Consider the following 19,602-nt stretch of genomic DNA (forward strand, 5'->3'; position numbering starts at 1 on the left):
GTGACATGACACACAATAAAATTCTATTATTTGACGGTGTCTGCAATTTCTGTGACGGAACCGTTCAATTCGTTTTAAAACACGACAAGAAAGAAGTCTTCTCTTTTGCCTCCCTTCAATCGGAAGCCGGCCAGAGCCTGCTCAGGAAACACGGACTTCCCCTTGAAGATTACGACAGCTTTGTCTATCTCGATGAAGGGAAGGTTCATACAAAATCCACTGCCGCTCTGCGCGTTCTCAAGGAACTCGGCGGAATATACAGAGCGCTTTATCTTTTGATTGCCATTCCAAAACCGATAAGAGATGCCGTCTACATGATGATCGCAAAAAACAGATACAAATGGTTCGGAAAAAAAGACGCCTGCACATTGCCGTCTAAAGATGTCAGAAAAAGATTCCTGTGAAAACGTGCCCGAAGTAAACGAAAGCCCCTCAAAACCTGAGGGGCTTTGGCTTTAAATTGGCAGACTCGCTAAAAGGCTGTTATACAGCTTCATGCAAATATAAAGAATACCGAACAAAAAAACGGACCAGAACAATACGTGAAACAGAACAAGGCCAATCAGCGAAAAGGATGTCAGGAAAAAACTGAACTGATACACGGCAAAAATGAAGTAGCAGACCGTTGCAAGCAGGAAAACCGCAATAATCGCTGCGCCAAATTGAACAAGCAGCAGAGATACTCCGCCTCCTGCCAGGTAAAAGGCAGAACCGAGCCTGATTTTTTTCAGGCTCTCCCCCTCAGCATCCTTTGAGAAAAACAGAAGGGACAGCTCTGTCACGGTATCAGAGATCAGCTTAAGGGCAGAAAAAACCATAAAATAGATAAGGGCAAAGACCGTGAAAAGAGCAAGCTTAATGCCGCTCTCTGAAAAGAACTCCAGCATCCCGCCGTATACGCCAAGCCTCTTCAGCAGCCCTACAATTTCAGAAACAGTCGAAATCGAAAGCGATGTGCTGAAAAGAAGAATAGCGATCAGGGGGAAGTAGCTGGTGAAATACGTATTTTTCATTCCATAATCTCCTAATCCGTCAGAATACTCATTTAGTATGAACGAATGAGGTCCGGGTGACAAGAAGGAAATGGAAAAATGACAGCTGACGGCGTTTTGCTGTCTGATTGATGCCCTTATCTTAGTCAGCAGCAGAATACGGGGCTGACAGTTGAATTTCGGTTACTGGCAGTAAAATTATGAAGTTGGTTATAAAACCAGGATTGTTGGCTGTAATCTCAAAATAGTTGGTAGTAATACTTCTATTGTTGGTTGTAATACCACAATTCTTGGTTGTAAAGCTTCAGTTTTTGCCGGCTGTCCAATTATAGCTTGAAGTTAAACCGCAATTACTGATCCGAGCTAATGTATTGATTCATTTCAAACCAAATCAGAATAGAACACGCAAACGAAACCGCCTGATCCAGACGGTTTCGTTTACTTATTGACGATTCTGATATATTCTCTTGGTTTGAATTTTTCAAGCATCCGTTTTTCTTCGTTGGATAAATAGAACGGCTCCTGTTTTTCAGACCATTCAGAATCGCTCTCGGATTGGTATCCGGGATTGTAAAAAGGCTGTTCTGCTGATTCGTTTGCAGCCCATGCGGCGGCAAAAAGAACGGAAAACAATGCGGATGCCGTGATGATCTTCTTTTTTAGCATATGGATCACCTCAGCAATAGGTTTCTCATTCTCTCCCTGTGCTATACAAAAAAATCCCGTTATTTTTTGCCTGATTTTAGCTTTCTCTTCTTATTTAATAGAACATGAAAAGCTGGTTAATACTAGATGTGTGAGAAATGCACGATCGATATTTTTACGTTATAATTGCATTTAGGGTCTTATGACCGTGAAATTTTATTGTAAGGAGGTTCAAAAATGACGTTATTGCATGCGGCTATCATCTCACCATTTCTTCTGGCCATTCTGATACCCTTCCTTTATAAAAATTTCAGAAACATACATACAGGCTGGTTCGTCCTGATTCTGCCTGTTGTTTTATTTGGCTATTTTCTGAGCTTTATCGGTGAGACCGTGACATCCACTGTGAAATGGATTCCTTCTCTTGGAATTAATTTTACGGCGTATGTGGACGGACTTGGATTGCTTTTTGCTTTGCTGATTACAGGAATCGGAGCGCTCGTTGTCCTGTACTCCATTTATTATTTATCCAAAGAGAAAGAAAAATTAAATCATTTTTACGTATATTTGCTGATGTTTATGGGGGCCATGCTCGGTGTGGTTCTATCTGACAACGTCATCGTTCTTTATACGTTCTGGGAATTTACGAGCCTTTCTTCTTTCCTTTTGATCGGCTATTGGTACCACAGAGAAAAATCAAGGTATGGCGCGCTGAAGTCGATGCTGATTACTGTATTCGGCGGTCTTGCCATGCTTGGAGGCTTTGTGCTGCTTTATTTAATGTCCGGCACATTCAGTATTCGCGGAATGATTGATGCTGTTCCTCAAATGATGGACAATCCGCTTTTCATTCTGGCACTTGTACTTGTGCTTCTCGGGGCATTTACAAAATCGGCACAATTTCCATTTTACATCTGGCTTCCTGATGCGATGGAAGCGCCGACTCCGGTCAGCGCTTACCTGCACTCAGCCACGATGGTAAAAGCAGGTATTTATCTTGTCGCAAGGTTCAGTCCTGTTTTTGCGCTTACACCAGAATGGTTCTGGCTTGTTTCCCTGTTTGGAATCGTGACTCTTTTCTGGGGATCGCTGAACGCGGTCAAGCAGACTGATTTAAAGGCCATTCTTGCGTTTTCAACGGTCAGTCAGCTCGGATTAATTATGTCCCTGCTTGGAGTCGGTGCGGCAGCGCTGCATTATGATTCGCTTGATGATAATTACTTTACCATTGCAACGGTTGCGGCCATTTTCCACTTAATCAACCATGCCACGTTTAAAGGCAGTTTGTTCATGGTCGCAGGTATTGTTGACCATGAAACAGGCACGCGTGACATCCGGAAACTCGGCGGCTTAATGAGCTTTATGCCGATTACATTTACCATTGCGGTTATTGGTGCCTTCTCGATGGCCGGCCTGCCGCCGTTTAATGGTTTCTTAAGTAAAGAGATGTTCTTTACAGGCATGATTCATGTCACGAAGATGGATATTTTCAACGCTGATACGTGGGGACTTCTTTTCCCTGTTCTTGCCTGGATTGCAAGCGTCTTTACATTCCTGTACAGCATGGTGCTTGTTTTCAAGACGTTTACCGGCCCTGCCCAGCTTGAAAAACTTGAGCGAAAACCGCATGAAGCGCCAATCGGCATGCTGATCCCGCCGATTATTTTAGCTTCACTCGTTGTTATATTCGGTTTTTTCCCGAACCTGCTTTCCTACACGTTAATTGAGCCGGCAGTGGAATCTATTCTGACTTCGCTTCTCCCGGAAGGAAAACAGTTTAAAGTGCATATTTACTTCTGGCACGGTCCTACGCCCGAGCTGTTCATGACAATCGGCGTGATCTTGATTGGAACCCTTCTCTACTTAACTCTTGGAAAATGGAGAAAAGTGTATGATCTGTTCCCGAAGAAGCTTGCACTCAACAAATTGTATGACGCATCAATAAACGGCATGGAACGTTTTTCAAACAGTTTTACCCGCTTTTATATGACCGGATTTATCCGCGACTATCTTGCCTACATCTTTGTGTTCCTGATTGTGATTACGCTCGGAACGATGGCTGTTAAAGGCGGATTTGCGTTTACTCTTGACGGTACGGCTGAAATCGGGATCTATGAAGTTGTTCTAGCGCTTGCTATGGTGCTCGGAACCGTGACCATCCTATTTTCCAAATCAAGACTTACAGCGATTATTGCACTCGGTTCTGTCGGATACAGTTTAGCGTTATTCTTTGTGCTGTTCCGCGCACCGGATCTCGCACTGACCCAGCTTGTTATTGAAACCGTGTCTGTTGCACTCTTCCTGCTTTGTTTCTATTTCCTTCCGAAATTCAAAAAGCGGGAGAAAAAGCTCAGCTTCAGGCTGGTTAATTTCCTTATTTCACTGGGTGTGGGACTTACTGTCACACTGGTGGCTATCTCTGCAAACAGCAGCAGAGCAGGAGAAACGATTTCTTCCTACTTTATTGAAAACAGCTACAAGCTTGCCGGCGGAAAAAACATGGTCAACGTAATTCTTGTAGATTTCCGCGGATTTGATACGCTGTTTGAAATAGCTGTTCTCTGCATTGCTGCACTTGGAATCTATGGAATGGTAAAACTTCGCATGGCAAAGGGGGAGGAAGGATGAATTCAAAAATAAAGACAAATGATGTGATCCTTCAGACCATAACGAAAGTCGTGTTTTTCATCATTGTCATCTTTTCGATTTACCTCTTTTTCGCAGGTCACTATACGCCCGGAGGAGGTTTCGTCGGAGGACTCATGACGTCTTCCGCCATTGTCCTTCTTCTGCTTGCGTACGATGTAAAAACAGTAGTGGGCATACTCCCTGTAAACTATATTCACATGGCGGCGGCGGGACTTTTGATCGCTGTTCTCACAGGTGTCGGCTCTTTCTTTTTCGGCGTGCCGTTTTTGTCCCATACGTTCGGGCATGTTCACCTCCCGCTGCTCGGTGATACAGAGCTTGCCACTGCCGTTCTGTTTGACCTCGGGGTGTACCTCGTCGTTATCGGGGTGACTCTGACCATTATTCAGACGATTGGAGAGACGGAATAATGGAAATTTTAATGTCGATCGTCGTTGGTATTTTGTTTATGGCTGCAACGTATTTAATGCTTTCAAAAAGTCTGCTGCGGATTATTATCGGCACAGGGCTGTTAAGCCACGGCGCCCACCTTCTGATCCTGACGATGGGCGGGCTGAAAAAAGGAGCAGCTCCTTTGCTTGGCGAAGAGGCATCCTCCTATGTCGATCCGCTGCCGCAGGCATTGATTTTGACTGCAATTGTCATCAGTTTCGGTGTTACTTCCTTTTCCCTTGTTATGGCATACAGAGCCTATCAGGAGCTTGGAAGCGATAATATGGATCAGTTAAGGGGAAATGATCATAATGAATAATATCGTGATGCTGCCTCTTATTGTTCCTTTATTGGCAGGCATACTTTTAATTTTTTTCAACAAATATATCACTATACAAAAATGGCTGAGCGTGATTGCTTCCGTTTTGGCAGTAGTCATGTCTGCCATGCTTGTCCAGGAAGTCAGAACGAACGGTATCCTGACAGTTGAAATCGGCAGCTGGGCTCCGCCTTACGGAATTGTTTTTGTTGCGGACATGTTCGCAAGCCTCCTGGTTCTTGCGACAAGCATTATTGGACTCACTTCCATTCTGTTCGCCTTCCGCACAATTGGGCCTGAGAGAGAACGCTTCTATTTTTACTCAGCGGTGCAATTTCTTTTAACCGGAGTTACAGGCGCCTTTTTGACTGGCGACATTTTCAATCTGTTCGTTTTCTTTGAAGTGATGCTGATGAGTTCTTATGTTCTGATTGTGCTCGGAGGAACAAAGCCGCAGCTTAGAGAATCCATTAAATATATTCTGGTTAACATTGTTTCATCTGCTTTGTTTGTCATTACGGTGGCTTACCTTTATGCGGTAACAGGAACGCTTAACATGGCGGACCTCGGGCAGAAAATTGCAGAGAACGGGCAGACAGGGCTGCTGACAGTCATTGCGATTCTGTTTTTAGTCGTTTTCGGAATGAAAGGCGCGATCTTCCCTCTCTACTTCTGGATGCCTGGTTCCTACAAGGCACCGCCAGCCGCCGTTACCGCGCTGTTTGGAGCGCTTTTGACGAAGGTCGGGGTTTATGCGATTACAAGAGTTTATACACTCATATTCATTCACGATACAGGCTACACGCACCAAATCCTGGCCTGGCTTTCCGTCCTTACGATTCTGTTTGGGGTCATTGGAGCCATTGCCTATTGGGACGTAGATAAAATTGTCATTTACAATATTATCGTTGCCGTCGGCGTTATCTTGTTTGGTGTAGCCGTCTTCAATTCTCCTGGAATCGAAGGGGCCATCTATTATCTTATTCACGACATGATTATCAAAGGCGCACTCTTTATGCTTGCAGGTGTGATGATTGTCATTACCGGCACGAGCGATCTGAGGCAAATGGGCGGACTGCTGAAACATCACCCTCTCCTTGGATGGCTGTTCTTCATCGGGGCTATTTCCCTGGCAGGCATTCCTCCGCTGAGCGGATTTATCGGAAAGCTGAAAATTGTCCAGGGCGGATTTGAGGCCGGAGAATATGTCTTCGCTTTATTTGTTCTTTTGTCCAGTCTGCTTGTTCTCTACTCCATCATGAAGATTTTCATTCATGGATTCTGGGGCGAAGTAAAGCTTTCCAAGGAAGAAGAGAAAGGTTCCACAAAAGGACTGCTCTATCCAATTGCCATCCTGATCGCTCTGTCCGCTGCATTCGGACTCGGTACAGAAGCTGCTGCACCTTATATCACTCAAGCTGCAGAAACGCTGCTTGATCCGTCAATCTATATTCAAGCCGTGCTGAAGGAGTAGATGATATGGCCTTTCAAATTTTGCTGAATTTTTTCGTTGCGTTTCTCTGGATGTTTTTAAAAGGGCAATATGCAGCACAGGACTTTTTCAACGGCTATTTCTTCGGTCTGCTTATGATTTTTGCGCTGCGGCGCTTTTTTGCCCGCCGTTTCTACTTATGGAACGTCGGTGCCGTTTTAAAGCTGATCTACATTTTCAACCGTGAACTGATTATGTCCAACCTTGCTGTTTTAAAAGTGGTGCTTGCACCGAAAATAAATGCCCGTCCCGGCATTTTCAAGCTTGAAACAGAGCTGAAAAAGGACTGGGAAATTACCATTCTTGCAAATTTAATTACGCTGACTCCCGGAACACTCGTTGTAGAGATTTCAGAGGATAACCGCTTCCTTTATATCCATGCGATGGATCTTGGGGATGCGGAAGAAGCAAGAAACGATATTAAAAATACGTTTGAAAAAGCGATACAGGAGGTGAGCCGCTGATGCTTGATTTGGTGCTCAGAATATCCCTGCTCATCATTGCCGTTTCAACCATCCTGTATTTGTACAGGCTGATTAAAGGGCCGTCTGTGCCTGACAGGGTCATTGCCCTTGATGCAATCGGCATCAACTTGATCGGCATTACGGCCATCATCTCTGTCATGCTGCGTACAAATGCCTTCCTGGAAGTCATTCTGCTGCTCGGCATTTTGACCTTCATAGGCACTGTGGCTTTTGCCAAGTTCCTTGAGAAGGGAGAGATCATCGAAAATGACCGCAATCGTCATCGCTAAGTTCATTACAGGCTATTTTGTGCTTCAGGGTGCTCTTTTAAGCCTGGTAGCGGCATACGGTGTTGTGCGCCTGCCTGATGCCTATACACGCAATCATGCCGCATCAAAAAGCGCCACACTTGGAGTAATCAGCATATTGCTCGGCGTGTTTTTCTACTTCTGGCTGATTGAAGGCCATATGAATGCCCGGATCATTCTCGGGATTATCTTTGTCTTTATGACAGCTCCTGTTGCTGGCCACCTCATTATGCGGGCAGCCTACAATACGAAGGTGCCGCTTTGGGAAAAAAGCGTTCAGGATGATTTAGAAGCAGACAGAAAAAAAGAAGGGGTTAAAGGATGAGACGCTCTCATCCTTTTTCTACAGGACTGCACGATGGATTATGCTGAAGACCTGCGAAAACTCTTTCGGGAGCATGCCGACGCGGAAAAGGCTCACCTAATGTCAGCTTATATGCGCGGCCAGTTTCAATTCTTTGGAATCAGGTCTCCCGAGAGAAAAGAACTGACAAAACAATTTCTTAAAAAACACGGAAATCCAGCCTCTCTTGAAGGTGCCATTTTAAAGCTTTGGGCATTTGAAGAGAGAGAACTCCAATATGCAGCCGTGGATATGCTGGAGCGCAATAAAAAGCAGCTCTGCGGAAAAGATATGGTGTGGCTTAAAACGGCAATCACGACTGAATCATGGTGGGATACCGTGGACCTGATTGCCTCAAACATCATTGGTCCACTTGTAAAGAAAGAGCCTTCCTTACGTGAAAGATACTTAGATGAATGGGCCGAATCGGAAAACATCTGGCTGGTCAGAACCGCAATTCTGCATCAGCTGAAATATAAAGCAAATACAGACGAAGCCTGGCTCTACCGTGTGATTTCACAAAACTCATCTTCGAAAGAATTTTTTATTCAAAAAGCAATCGGATGGGCGCTCAGAGAATATTCAAAAACAGCTCCCGCATCCGTCAAAGCGTTTGCGGAGAACCATCCTCTTGCCCCGCTCAGCAGGCGCGAAGGACTGAAATATGTTCAGTAATATGATCATTATCCAGCAGCATAACACCCCCAAAAAAACAGAGCCCTTCTATAAAAGGCTCTGTTTTTTCATATATTCATCCCGCAGCATGGAGCACACTGCTGCATCACAGAATACGCCCTTTTCATAGGCGGCCTGTCTCAAAACTCCTTCAAACATGAAGCCGGCTTTTTCAAGGCAGGATTTGGATGCGAAATTGTAAGGATCATAAAATGCTTCAATGCGGTTTACATTCATTTCGTTGTATCCAAAGGCAATGACAGGTTTAAGCACTTCACTCATCACGCCTTTTCTCCAGTAGTCCGGATGCAGCTCAAAACCGATTTCAGCTTTATAATGTTCTTTATCCCAATTGTGATAGCCGCAGCTTCCTATAATTTTATCGGTTGCTGTTTCTGCAATGCCCCATCTATACCCCTCATTTTTACCGAATCTTTCAGCCCAGCGGCTGATGATTTCCAGCGCCTGATCTAGGTCTGTAAAGCTTTCCAAATCATAATACCTTGTGACTTCGTCCTTTGAAAAATACGAAAATACAGCTTCTGCATCCCGTTCTTCAAGTTTTCTTAATGTAAAACGGTCCGTGTGCAAAACCGGAAAGTCTGCCGGTGTTTTCATCTCTTCTTCCCCTTTGCCTGCCGCTTATGCTTTCTTTTTTAACACAGCCATCGTGCATCTTGAAATACAGATCAGGCTTTCTCTTTCATCGACTATTTTGATTTCCCAGACCATCGTTGTTTTCCCTCTGTGAACAGGAACAGCGTGAGCAGTCACTGTGCCGTCCTGCTTGCCTCTGATGTGGTTTGCATTAATCTCAAGTCCCACACACATTTCCGTTTCCTGATCGATCAAGTGATATGCTCCAATGCTCGCAACGGTTTCTGCAAGCGCGACAGAAGCCCCGCCATGCAGGATGCCAAATGGCTGTCTTGTCCGATCATCCACCGGCATTGTCGCCACAACTCCGTCATTTGTAATGCTTTTAATGTCGATTCCAAGCGAGTTAAGCAGTGTATTTTCAACGTTGTATTCCATCCTGATTCCTCCTCTATTTTTTCACCAGAAGCTGATCATCGCCAGGGCGCGGATTGCCTCTTCCGTCGCGGTTGTTTGTTATGGCATAGATTTCGCCGCCTGCTACCAGCACATCCCGCATCCTTCCGAAACCATCCATTTCATTTGCTGCTTTGCGGGAATTTATATTCACTCTTTTTACAGCATTTCCGGACAATGCAGCAACGTACAGACGGCCATCCTTATAGGCGATGCCGGATGGCGCCCATGTCTCGCTGCCGGTATGGAAAAACGGTGTTTCCATCCCCTCCTGCTGCTCGTCCCCTTCAATCACAGGCCACCCATAATTCCTGCCTGGCATAATACGGTTGATCTCATCGTGAGCAGACTGGCCGTGCTCCGTACTGTACATCTCCCCGTTATCACTCCATGCGAGCCCCTGCGGATTTCTGTGTCCATATGAGTACACATATGATTCCGGGAACGGATTGTCATCAGGCAGTGCGCCGTCAAGTTCGAGTCTCAAAATCTTCCCTGCAAGTGATTCCCTGTCCTGTGCAAGCTCCGGGGTTAAAGCATCTCCAGCTGTCGCGTACAGCTTGTCGTCAGGGCCGATCTTCAGCCGGCCGCCATTGTGAAAACGGGCACCGGGAATATCTTCGAGCAGCACACGCACCTCTTTCCATCCACCGTTCCGCTCCTCAATGACAACAATCCTGTTCTTAATGCTTCCGCCATCCTTATATGTATGGTAAGCATAGGCCTGTCTGCTTTTGTCAAAGTCCAGGGCAAGCTGCAGCCCGAGAAATCCGCCTTCCCCTTCCAGGTGAACTTTTTTGTCAAAGGAAACATCCTGAACGTCTTTTTTGCCGGATGTGCTGTCCCACTTGACAATCTTTCCTTTTCGTTCGCTCAGATAAAAAGTTCCGCTGTGTTCATTAATTGACCATGGAACATCCATCTCTTTCAAGACACTTTCAGCCCCCTGACCCTCTTGCTGAACAACAGCTTCTGATTCTGGACTTTCCTGACCCGACTGACATCCGGCAAGAAAAATCAGTGCACCAACTGCAACCCATTTCCTCAGAACGATCACCTCTGATTTCCATTTACATCTAGTTTAACTGAAAAGAAACAATCATTCACGCGTCACCCTTCTGCTATTTGCGAAGAGCTGCCAAAGCAAAGCAAAAATAAATCGCCATTAAACCAAGAATCGGTAAAACCGCCGTCACATCCATGCTGCCATCCCCCTAATAGAAAGCGCTTACTTACGCTCATAATCTTAATTAAGGTCAATCATAGCGGATGGATGTGATGGAAATATTGAGAAAAAGTATAAAGTTTGTAAACTTGCTACTGATAGGAGAAAACAACCTCGAGTTCAGCAGTTACCTCGATTTGTCTTGCAAAAATGGGTGTCTGCCCGGAAGATTGCGCTCCAAGACTTAATTCTTTGGAAAGAGGTGAAAACCCTCTTGATTCTTCTGTTATTTTTACCGGGGTGCGGTTTAAATTCAGCCGATACGACAGTGCGATGGCTTCTGCCTTTTCTAGTGCCTGCTTTGCCGCAAGATCAAGAGCCTGATTGATCCATTTCTGCTGATCAGAAAGAAAAAACTGCAGCGAGTCAGACCGGTTGGCTCCGTTTGCGAAGGCTGCATCATAAATGCTGCCGATTGTGTCTAAGTCCCGTGTTCTGACAGAGAGTGTGTTAACCGCTTCATAGCCCTTCAGGACCGGCTCAGAGCCTCCAGTGTAGTCGTATTGCGGGAACACGGTATAGGAAATCGTTTCAATTTGTTTTTCATCAATTCCCTCGTCCTGAAGTGTCCTGATAAGCTGATTGACCCGCCGCTTGTTTTCTTCTTGTGCGGCCGTTACATCCTTATCCATTGTGACAACGGCAAGCTGCAGCACGGCTGTATCAGGCGCAGCCTCCACCTTCCCCATCCCTCTTACAGACAGGGTGCTTCCGCCTTTTGCTTTTCGTTCATCCGCCTTTAAGGCATGACGGTATGCAGGATTGTAAGGCTGTCCGTACATTGGATACATACATTCATTCTCCCCTCAGCATGCTAGCGTTCTATTTAACTGTATGCAGAGAAAAAAACGTATAATCACAAAAGCGCAAGCGCCTTGAACAGATCCGATAGGCAGATAAGAATCCGACAAAAAAGTCCGGTTTTGACTTTTATGTCGGATTTGTTCTGACAGAGGATCTAGGCGCTGGAGCTGGACGATGATAACTCACTACTAATTTCACACTTTAAGCATTTAAATATCTATAAACCTGCAAAAAAGTGTGCAGATCTGCTCTGCACACTAATCAATAATGCCTTCGGATTTGGAAATCAGAACGGCTTCTGTTCTTGACCCGACATTTAATTTATTAAAGATGGAAGTAAGGCTATATTCGATCGAGCGCTTGCTCAAGTGCAGCTTATCGGCAATTTCCTGGTTGGTTAAACCGCGTTCAACCTCCTGGAGAATGGCTTTTTCTCTTTCATTCAGCGTCTCAGTCTCTGAATGAGCAGAACTGCTTTTATTTTTTTGCTGAAGAATGAGGGATTTCAAATAGGAATAAGGAACAACAATATCCCCTGAAAGAGCATGCCGGATGGAAGAAAGAATTTTTTCTTTCGTTTCTGTTTTGCTTATTGCTCCATGAATGCCAAGCCGGATGGCTTCTTCAAAATAATCCTCTACATCATAGCCTGTATATAAAATAATTTTGCAATCCTCTGAGTGCTTAATAATCTCTGTGGAAAGCTCCATGCCGTTTATGTCTCCCAGGTTCATATCCATAAGAATCACATCATACTCCTGAAAATTCAGGTGCTGAATCACATCTTTGGAGTAAGGGGGATTCAGGTACGAAACCTTCACTTGTGAATCGGTTTCAAGAATGGCCTTTGTTCCTTCACGCACTGCCGGATGATCGTCCACAACTAAAATATGCAACATTGTATCAACCTCTCTGTCCACTGCCTCTGCTTACTATTCTATAAAAAAGACCTGGCCTGTGCCAAGTCTGAAGGTGCAACTTAAATCTCTACGACAACTTTAAACCCGTTGCCCTTTGACGTCTCAATAGAGTGGGTCCCATTCAGCGCTTTAACCCGTTCAGCAATTCCAGAGAGCCCCATACTCTGATGATTGGTGTACAATTCGTTCTGGTCAAAGCCAATTCCATCGTCCTCATAATGCAGAACGATTTTATCCTTGATACAGACAAGCATAATCAGCACATGCATGGCATTCGAATGCTTGCCGGCATTGGTAAGAAGCTCCTGGACAATGCGGTACAAGTTCAGCTGGGTGTCAATATCAATCGATTTTGTGAAGTTGCCGGCATTGAGCCTGACATCAAACGGTGCCGTTTCATTGTACTGGGCAGCAAGCTTCTGAAGCGCCTTAACGAGGCCCAGATCATACAGCAGCTGCGGCCGAAGCTCCTGGCAGGTTTCACGGGTCGTTTTAATAATATTCGTCATCGAACTGTTCATATCCTGAAGCTGGTCCGTAAAAACAGCCGGGGCAGCCTGGAGCTCAGCCAGTGCCAGCTCACACTGGCGCTTCAGTGAAATCAAATCCTGAAGAACAGAATCGTGCAGATCCTTAGCGAGATTAGAGCGCTGTTTTTCCTCGATGGAAAAGAGCACCTTAGTCAGCCAGGCCGGATTGCTGCCTTCGCTTTTGATCTTCTGGAGATGGCTCATCAGTTCTTCAATCTTAAGGAAGTTTTCAAGGGAAATATTCGTATAGAAAGAAAGGGTCTTCAGCCATGAAATCTCATCCCTGTTGAGCTTTGGCGTATTGAGCATGGACAGGCAGACCATCACAAAACTGCGCTCGTCTGTCTCCCCCACATTAATCACAAAACCCCTGTCCACTTCAACGATCTTCCCGATCTCATGCGATGCTTTCCTTATCTCTTTTTCATACAGGAGATAATCAGACCCTTTCATCTGAATATCAACCGAAACAATAGCCCCATCTTTATTTACTTCCACATAGCTTGCCCTGCTGACAAGCAGGACATCTGTAATAACCTCTTTCAGCTCGCTGATGACCTGATCCAGCTTGCTCGCTTTACGGATGCTCTGCGTATATTTAAAGATACTGTCCTGATAGTTGTACTTCTCCGAAAAACGCTTAAACCGGAAGCGGAAATCGAGAATTTCTTTGATGTAGAAGACAACCAGCATTGTTATATAGATGAAGATTGAGAGTTTAACGGGGTAGAAAGTAGGATTATCCTCTTTAATTAACGTCGTAATTGCCACTAATACAATTGTCGGCAGAACGGCCAATAATGAATAATACCTTACCCTTCCCAAAATAAACTCAATATCATAAATTTTAGTAGCCATAAATTGATAAACTAACGAGAATGGTACTAATAATAAGAAAGAAGATAGGATGGTGGGAGGAAATATATACTTATTCAAGAAAATAAAAGGAAGTATATACAAAAATACAAAAGGTGAAAAAGCAATAATATTTGTTATTATTAATACTTTCACTAGATATTTTTGATCTGAATAACGTACTTTTCTTAAACCATAAAGTTTCAATACAAAAGTAAGGATTATTAGTACAAAGAACGTAATAAGGTTTAAACTTTTAGTTATGTGATAAGCAAAAAGCAGCGTGTCTAATATATATTCCATTAATATATTTACAAACACGGCAACGTAGCCTGCAATAATAAAATTCCTTGAAAATAGTTTTTTCCCAAGCTCTTGAAAATATTTATAAATAAAGTTCAAATATAAAACCGGTACCAGTAGAAAAAGGGAAAGATTTATATACCTGCTTAATAAATCTCCCCTTGATGAACCACTTGCACTAAAGTAAGCCATAGCAATAGTAAGCAAAAACAAATTCAATAAATAGGCAGATTTTAAATTTAAATCTTTATTACTTTTGAAAACAAAATAGCTGCAAAAAAGGCAAAGTACATATAAAGTCAGAGGAATGATCAGCATAAATAGACTTTGACTATTAATGATAGTATCTGATACCTTGAAAGAAATTATTTCACCATCACGATCAATAGTAATCTCATCCACTTGTTCCAGTACACCATAATTGGTGGCCGGGAAGTGATCCAGAGCGTCATAACCATTCACTTCAGTTACAATATCTCCCGGAATTAAATGTGATTGACTTGACCAAGTATTCGGTTCTACAGCTGTTACTACGAGCTGATTGTCAATATCGCGGACAGTAGCCCCTGTGTATGGAAATTTAACATTAATGTATGCAAAATAAATCGTGAGAATGAAGCTAAAGATTACAATTAGCAAGTATGCTCGGTTTAAGTTCAATTTCATCTTTTTCACCTATTTATTGAAATAGAGCTTTTTACCACCAGTACATGTTAGTAATTCTGTCTGTTCCTAAAAGCCCCTCAACTAATCCTAACACTTCATCTACATTTTTCACACCCAGTAAGCTTGCTTCTCCGTTTACTACTTTTTCAACGATTTCAGGGTTTTCTACTAAAAAATTGACGATTTCCTGCATGAATTAATCTCTCCTTTTATTTTCTGATTGATTTATGATCAAATGAGACTTAAGAAGCTCAATTTGATGCTGCGGCAAGGGCAGTTCGGCAAGTAAAGTTGAAGCTTTTTGAAGAGCAATTTGTTTGATGACATTGAGGTAGTGGACGACGCCAGATTGAAACAATTTCGATTTGAATGCTGCTGCATCCCCGTATTGCTCCTCATATGACTTGCCTTCTGCGATAAAACGGCTCAGTTCTTTTGAATGTTCATTAAACTCCCTGTTTATGTAGAGGAGAGCCAAAGATTTTTTCTGTGATGACAAATCATTTTTATGCAGATGAAATAAGTCACGGTAATCGTTCTCAATTTGGGCAGCCAGTCCTATTTGATAGGAATATTTTTCGACAATTGCCTGCTCTTCTCCAGTTGCGAGCATAGCTCCGCTTACAGATGCGAGAGCTACGAGGGAACCTGACTTTTTTTCGATCATGGAGGTGCATTCTTCTTCGGTTTCAATCCTATTCTCCAAATCGGCGTGCTGTCCTTCCATTGCCTGAAGGGCTAAACGGTGAAATACGCTGATGATCATTCCTTTATAAGGGCTGTGAAGTTCATCAGCCATTTTCAGACTGACCGTATAGAGGGCTGTAGCAGCGTTAAGGGCGACCGAAGAGTCAATCTTCATCCATGGCTCTTCAAAATTGTCTAGGTCTTCGAGATCATCCAGAATGTCGAATGAAAGAGCTAAAAGCTCAACTGCACCCGACAGGTGAACAACTTCGTCCTCTTTCCCTCCAAAAGCTGTATAGTGCAGGTTTGTCAATTGGGCAAAAGGGAAGGTCTTTTTCGCTTCTATGAACGAAAGAAGAAGGTGCAGCAATTTTTCGTTCTCAATATGAGATGTTACTGCAGTGTTTAAACGGTGAATCAGAGATTTATAGTCCAAATGTAATCACCCCTTCGAAATTATATTACAATATTCGCGACAAATTGAGTAGCTTAAAAACAATCTTTTTACATAAATATAAAACATTTAACAGTTAATCCCATTATATGGGTAAAAAAAAAGACCCGGCTGCATTCAGCCAAGTCTTATGACACGTTTATAAAGGAGTATTTATCATACTTATCAATGCTTTTATTGATCATTCTCAGCGACTGCTTCGTTTCTTGAATTTCTTTTTCAAGACGTTTCAATAATTGAGTAATCTCTTCAATGTTGTGCTTTTTCATCGTTTCCACACTCCTCTGTAAAAGATCAAATTCTGCATGGTGAACGAAACACGTGTTTTGATCTTTCCTTACTTTAAATTTTAAAGGATGTGAAAAGGAATTTCACCGAAAATAATGCGAAAGAATCAGTGCGTGATACCGCAACTTGCGCTGGTAGTCTTTTTTGTTCACTGTCCAATCTCATTTATAAAAAAAGGCAGAAAAAAGCCCCATGTGAATGGGGTGATTTATTTTACAGTATTAATTGACTGCAGATGATAGGACTCTGCTTCCTGAAGGGCCATTTTTGTCAGTTCTTCTCTCTTTTCGATTGGTCCGCTAAATTCCAAGGTGTAATCAAGAATTCCCTGTTCTGAGAGCAAACACTCCATTTTAACCTTACTGTCACCGATAACCACCGAAAACACCGCAACCGTTTTATCATCCAGCACATATACGGATGGCTGCACACGCATGAGAGAGTTGAACCTCCTTTAAAAATAGAATGAACATTACCTTATTTCGACATCAAATTGGTCATTCCTTTATTTTCCTGGAAGCAGCTCATATTTTTCTGCAAAAAAGTCGCTCAGTCCAAACAGCGAATCATTTTTCTGACTGCATCTGCTAATTTCTCCTGAGGCATCCCCGGTACATGACCAAGTTCCAGGGCAAGCTCTTCTGATGCAGGAATATGGATAAATCCTGCCGGAACCTTTTGATCAGCCGATTCAAAGTGATGGCACACGCGGTACATAAGGTAGTTGCATAGATATGTTCCTGCTGTATTGGAGATTCCTGCAGGTATACCGTCTCTTTCAAGTGCATTCACAAATTTTCTGATTGGGAGTGTGCTGAAGAACGCAGCAGGGCCCTCATTCTCTATCAATTCGTCCTGCTTTACAATTCCGTCGTTGTCTTTATCTCCATCCGCACAGTTGATGGCCACTCTTTCAGGCGTAATTTTATCTCTTCCGGCAGCTAAACCGAGCAGCATGACGGCATCCGGCTTTTCCTTTTCGATCTGCAGGAGGCATTGTTCCCACGTGTTTGAAAATGCTACAGGCAATACAGCACCTGCCACTTTCCAGCTGCCTATGATCTCGCCGTCAAGCTGCTTTGCAATTTCAGCTGTCGGGTTAAGCGGGTAATCCAAGAATGGTTCAAATCCTGTCAGCAATAGTTTTTTCAAATGGATCATCTCCTCACGGCCTTATTATATCAGAAGATTCTGTCACATCATTCATTCATAAAAAAAACCCCCGCCTGTCAGGCAGAGGTTTTCGGATTAAATTACGCTACTTCATGTCCCATTGACACCTGAAGAATGTCAAACCATTGCTCGCGCGTCAATTTGAGATCAAGAGCGCGGATTGCGGATTGAATTCTGTTCATTTTACCTGAGCCTACAATCGGCATAATCCCTGCAGGATGGCTGATCAGCCACGCATAAAGGACTTCATCGATTCCGTCTGCGCCAATTTCTCCGGCAATTCGTTCAAGGGTGCTGCGGAGGTTTTCAGCTCTTTCATTTTCTGCAGAAAAAATGCTGCCGCCTGCAAGAGGCGACCACGCCATTGGCGCCATTCTCTCTTCCTGGCAAAGATCAAGAGTTCCATCTTCGAAGTTCTCAAGCTGATAAGCAGAAAGCTCGATCTGATTTGTCACAAGCGGAAAATCGAGATGGGATTGAAGCATCTTAAGCTGAGAGCGCTTAAAATTAGACACGCCAAAATGACGGACTTTGCCCTCTTCTTTCAATTGTTTAAACGCTTCTGCCACTTCGGCAGGATTCATGTATGGATCAGGACGGTGGATCAGCAGTACATCTATGTAGTCTGTCCGGAAGTTTTCCAGGGATTTGTCCACTGATGCCAGGATATGCTCTTTACTTGTGTCGTATGATTTAATCCCATGATCCGGGCGGTTGTCAGAAACAAGTTTAATTCCGCACTTCGTGACAATCTCCATTTTTTCCCGCAGCTCCGGTTTAAGAGCAAGCGCGTCGCCAAAGAGCTTTTCACATGTGTAATTCCCGTAAATATCCGCATGGTCGAATGTTGTAATTCCCGCTTCAAGACAATCTTCGATCAGCTGAAGCACTTCCTCATTTGACATGTTCCAGTCAGAGAGTCTCCAAAGTCCATGAACAATTCTTGAAAATGATAAGTTTTCTGTCAGTTGTATACGCTGCATCATCATTCTCCTTTCTATCGTATTGTATCTCTCATTTACATAAATTCAAAGCGATTGGCTTTCAGCCGCTTTTCGCCGTTTCTTTGTCTGCATCAAGCAGATGGGCTGACCAGGCAATTGCCTCTCTGTAGCATTCATCAATTTCATCAAGGGACAGCGGCAAATCCTCCCATTTAAATGTTTCAATTTTAACAGCCGCGTCCAAAACAATCCGGATTTCATTCTGTTTTCCCCGAATGGCATCCCGTATGTCGTCTGATAAAGGAAGTTCATCAAGCACTTTATCAAGACTGCGGTGCAAGAGCGCGTCTACAAGTGAAAACATGCCCGTGAGCATATAAAGAGATGGTTCTGTTTTGCCCATTTTAACAGAAAGCTTTTCGCATAATTTTGCTCTCTGCAGAGAAAGACGGATCACTTCTTCCTGAATGGGATCTTGATTTCCTTTCAGGTTTTTGATGGATAAAATGTAAATCCATTTCTTTATTTCATTTAATCCGAGAAGAACGATCGCCTGCTTTATGGACTTTATTTTATTTCTTGGCCTGAATGCAGGAGAGTTAATGAGTTTGAGCAGTTTTGTATGACAAAGACAGATCCTGCTCAATTTGTTCTGTGATGGTGTCGATGTCAGGCTCTGTTTTTGACAGCTCATGAAGAATCTGCAAATAGGCCTGTATATAAATCGGAATATCATAGCTTGACAAAACAACAGGCTTGCTGAAGAAGTATCCTTGAAAATAGTCATATCCGTCGCGTACGGCCTGCTCATATTCATCATGTGTTTCCACTTTTTCAGCCAGAAAGGAAACGCCGAATGGCTTATATCTCTCTATAATTTCTTTCCTGGCTGCAGGACTTGTCTGCAGCAGGTCAACTTTAATGATGTCGATATACGCAAGCAGTCTGTTCAGCAGAAGGTTATTCTGCACAACATTAAAATCATCCAGGGCAATTGTATACCCCTGCTTTTTCAAGTCTCTGCAGATGCTGACAAGTTCTTCTGTCACGGGAACATCTTCCAGGATCTCCACTACAATCGAACTAGGATTGAAGTAACTTGGGAGCTTCATTTGAAGCAGGCTCTCTGTAAAGTTAATAAAACATTTTTTCCCCTGTGACAGTTCTTCAAGACCGATATTTATAAAGCTGTTTACAATCACATCTGTTGTTGCCTCGTCCCCGTCTATATTAGGGAATGTGTTACTTTTATCTCCATTGCGGTAAAGTAATTCGTAGGCAACATTTTGACCCTTTTTGTCAAAAATCGGCTGCCTGGCTACGAATACCTTCATATGTTCAACCCCTTTGCCCTTTTACCAATCAGTACAATTGACCTATA

The 19,602-nt window shown here is 43.4% G+C and carries 23 protein-coding genes and 1 pseudogene; 9 read left to right on the forward strand and 15 right to left on the reverse strand.

All coding sequences use genetic code 11. The annotated features are described in order from the left end of the window. The first annotated feature begins 5 nt into the window (after positions 1 to 5). Positions 6 to 404, forward strand: a complete 399-nt coding sequence (locus tag JOJ89_RS17450) for a thiol-disulfide oxidoreductase DCC family protein (RefSeq protein ID WP_029566627.1) — start codon at positions 6 to 8, stop codon at positions 402 to 404. A gap of 51 nt (positions 405 to 455) precedes the next feature. On the opposite strand, the gene JOJ89_RS17455 is transcribed toward JOJ89_RS17450, so the two are convergent. Further along, the gene (locus tag JOJ89_RS17455) at positions 456 to 1,013 is read right to left on the reverse strand and encodes a DUF5366 family protein (RefSeq protein ID WP_029284022.1); all 558 of its coding nucleotides are present in this window, start codon (positions 1,011 to 1,013) and stop codon (positions 456 to 458) included. A 417-nt stretch (positions 1,014 to 1,430) separates the two neighbouring features. Beyond that, entirely contained in the window at positions 1,431 to 1,658 is a 228-nt protein-coding gene (locus JOJ89_RS17460; protein WP_029566628.1) for a hypothetical protein, read from the reverse strand. 216 nt (positions 1,659 to 1,874) lie between these two features. Here JOJ89_RS17460 and JOJ89_RS17465 point away from each other — a divergent pair, with 216 nt between their 5' ends. The 8 genes from JOJ89_RS17465 to JOJ89_RS17500 are packed head-to-tail and all read left to right on the forward strand — an operon-like array spanning position 1,875 to position 8,319. Next, positions 1,875 to 4,265, forward strand: a complete 2,391-nt coding sequence (locus JOJ89_RS17465; RefSeq protein WP_203288680.1) for a Na+/H+ antiporter subunit A — start codon at positions 1,875 to 1,877, stop codon at positions 4,263 to 4,265. Then, positions 4,262 to 4,696: a Na(+)/H(+) antiporter subunit B gene (locus JOJ89_RS17470; RefSeq protein WP_029284028.1), complete on the forward strand. Its 435-nt coding sequence runs from the start codon at positions 4,262 to 4,264 to the stop codon at positions 4,694 to 4,696. Before JOJ89_RS17465 ends, JOJ89_RS17470 begins: the two co-directional genes overlap by 4 nt. Beyond that, complete coding sequence (locus tag JOJ89_RS17475; RefSeq protein ID WP_203288681.1) at positions 4,696 to 5,037, forward strand: Na(+)/H(+) antiporter subunit C; 342 nt, start codon at positions 4,696 to 4,698, stop codon at positions 5,035 to 5,037. Before JOJ89_RS17470 ends, JOJ89_RS17475 begins: the two co-directional genes overlap by 1 nt. Then, entirely contained in the window at positions 5,030 to 6,511 is a 1,482-nt protein-coding gene (locus JOJ89_RS17480) for a Na+/H+ antiporter subunit D (RefSeq protein WP_029284031.1), read from the forward strand. The genes JOJ89_RS17475 and JOJ89_RS17480 overlap by 8 nt, the downstream gene beginning before the upstream one ends. Before the next feature lie 5 nt (positions 6,512 to 6,516). After that, positions 6,517 to 6,993 carry a Na+/H+ antiporter subunit E gene (locus JOJ89_RS17485; protein ID WP_029284032.1) on the forward strand — a complete coding sequence of 159 codons (477 nt, stop codon included), beginning with the start codon at positions 6,517 to 6,519 and terminating at the stop codon, positions 6,991 to 6,993. Then, positions 6,993 to 7,283: a Na(+)/H(+) antiporter subunit F1 gene (locus tag JOJ89_RS17490; protein WP_029284033.1), complete on the forward strand. Its 291-nt coding sequence runs from the start codon at positions 6,993 to 6,995 to the stop codon at positions 7,281 to 7,283. The genes JOJ89_RS17485 and JOJ89_RS17490 overlap by 1 nt, the downstream gene beginning before the upstream one ends. Continuing rightward, entirely contained in the window at positions 7,261 to 7,626 is a 366-nt protein-coding gene (gene mnhG, locus JOJ89_RS17495; protein WP_029284035.1) for a monovalent cation/H(+) antiporter subunit G, read from the forward strand. The genes JOJ89_RS17490 and mnhG overlap by 23 nt, the downstream gene beginning before the upstream one ends. A gap of 33 nt (positions 7,627 to 7,659) precedes the next feature. After that, positions 7,660 to 8,319 (forward strand): DNA alkylation repair protein, encoded by a 660-nt coding sequence (locus JOJ89_RS17500; protein WP_029566630.1) that lies wholly within the window; start codon positions 7,660 to 7,662, stop codon positions 8,317 to 8,319. 48 nt (positions 8,320 to 8,367) lie between these two features. On the opposite strand, the gene JOJ89_RS17505 is transcribed toward JOJ89_RS17500, so the two are convergent. From JOJ89_RS17505 to JOJ89_RS21400, 13 genes and pseudogenes are all read right to left on the reverse strand, one after another. Continuing rightward, on the reverse strand, positions 8,368 to 8,937 hold the full coding sequence (locus tag JOJ89_RS17505; protein ID WP_029566631.1) for a GNAT family N-acetyltransferase: 570 nt from the start codon (positions 8,935 to 8,937) through the stop codon (positions 8,368 to 8,370). Positions 8,938 to 8,961: 24 nt separating this feature from the next. Beyond that, positions 8,962 to 9,354 carry a hotdog fold thioesterase gene (locus JOJ89_RS17510; protein ID WP_029284041.1) on the reverse strand — a complete coding sequence of 131 codons (393 nt, stop codon included), beginning with the start codon at positions 9,352 to 9,354 and terminating at the stop codon, positions 8,962 to 8,964. 13 nt (positions 9,355 to 9,367) lie between these two features. Continuing rightward, positions 9,368 to 10,429 carry a PQQ-dependent sugar dehydrogenase gene (locus JOJ89_RS17515; protein ID WP_242524627.1) on the reverse strand — a complete coding sequence of 354 codons (1,062 nt, stop codon included), beginning with the start codon at positions 10,427 to 10,429 and terminating at the stop codon, positions 9,368 to 9,370. Positions 10,430 to 10,689: 260 nt separating this feature from the next. Continuing rightward, positions 10,690 to 11,388, reverse strand: a complete 699-nt coding sequence (locus JOJ89_RS17520) for an SIMPL domain-containing protein (protein ID WP_029566633.1) — start codon at positions 11,386 to 11,388, stop codon at positions 10,690 to 10,692. A gap of 270 nt (positions 11,389 to 11,658) precedes the next feature. Beyond that, positions 11,659 to 12,300 (reverse strand): response regulator transcription factor, encoded by a 642-nt coding sequence (locus JOJ89_RS17525; protein WP_029284047.1) that lies wholly within the window; start codon positions 12,298 to 12,300, stop codon positions 11,659 to 11,661. A gap of 80 nt (positions 12,301 to 12,380) precedes the next feature. After that, positions 12,381 to 13,709 carry a sensor histidine kinase gene (locus JOJ89_RS21175; protein ID WP_234703445.1) on the reverse strand — a complete coding sequence of 443 codons (1,329 nt, stop codon included), beginning with the start codon at positions 13,707 to 13,709 and terminating at the stop codon, positions 12,381 to 12,383. 997 nt (positions 13,710 to 14,706) lie between these two features. Then, complete coding sequence (gene comX / locus JOJ89_RS17535) at positions 14,707 to 14,868, reverse strand: competence pheromone ComX (RefSeq protein ID WP_081414235.1); 162 nt, start codon at positions 14,866 to 14,868, stop codon at positions 14,707 to 14,709. 3 nt (positions 14,869 to 14,871) lie between these two features. Further along, positions 14,872 to 15,798: a polyprenyl synthetase family protein gene (locus JOJ89_RS17540; RefSeq protein WP_203288682.1), complete on the reverse strand. Its 927-nt coding sequence runs from the start codon at positions 15,796 to 15,798 to the stop codon at positions 14,872 to 14,874. Between the two features lie 146 nt (positions 15,799 to 15,944). Beyond that, positions 15,945 to 16,085, reverse strand: coding sequence for a degradation enzyme regulation protein DegQ (gene degQ / locus JOJ89_RS17545; protein WP_029284053.1), 141 nt, complete (start codon positions 16,083 to 16,085; stop codon positions 15,945 to 15,947). A gap of 227 nt (positions 16,086 to 16,312) precedes the next feature. Then, positions 16,313 to 16,540: a hypothetical protein gene (locus JOJ89_RS17550; protein WP_203288683.1), complete on the reverse strand. Its 228-nt coding sequence runs from the start codon at positions 16,538 to 16,540 to the stop codon at positions 16,313 to 16,315. Between the two features lie 113 nt (positions 16,541 to 16,653). Further along, positions 16,654 to 17,256, reverse strand: coding sequence for a pyroglutamyl-peptidase I (locus tag JOJ89_RS17555; protein WP_203288684.1), 603 nt, complete (start codon positions 17,254 to 17,256; stop codon positions 16,654 to 16,656). Between the two features lie 101 nt (positions 17,257 to 17,357). Further along, the gene (locus JOJ89_RS17560) at positions 17,358 to 18,260 is read right to left on the reverse strand and encodes an aldo/keto reductase (RefSeq protein WP_203290377.1); all 903 of its coding nucleotides are present in this window, start codon (positions 18,258 to 18,260) and stop codon (positions 17,358 to 17,360) included. A 61-nt stretch (positions 18,261 to 18,321) separates the two neighbouring features. Continuing rightward, positions 18,322 to 19,555 (reverse strand): annotated as a pseudogene (locus JOJ89_RS21400) (EAL and HDOD domain-containing protein). Positions 19,556 to 19,602: the final 47 nt, after the last annotated feature.

The organism is Metabacillus sp. cB07 (genome assembly GCF_016839225.1).
Classification (GTDB): Bacteria; Bacillota; Bacilli; order Bacillales; family Bacillaceae; genus Bacillus_P; species Bacillus_P indicus.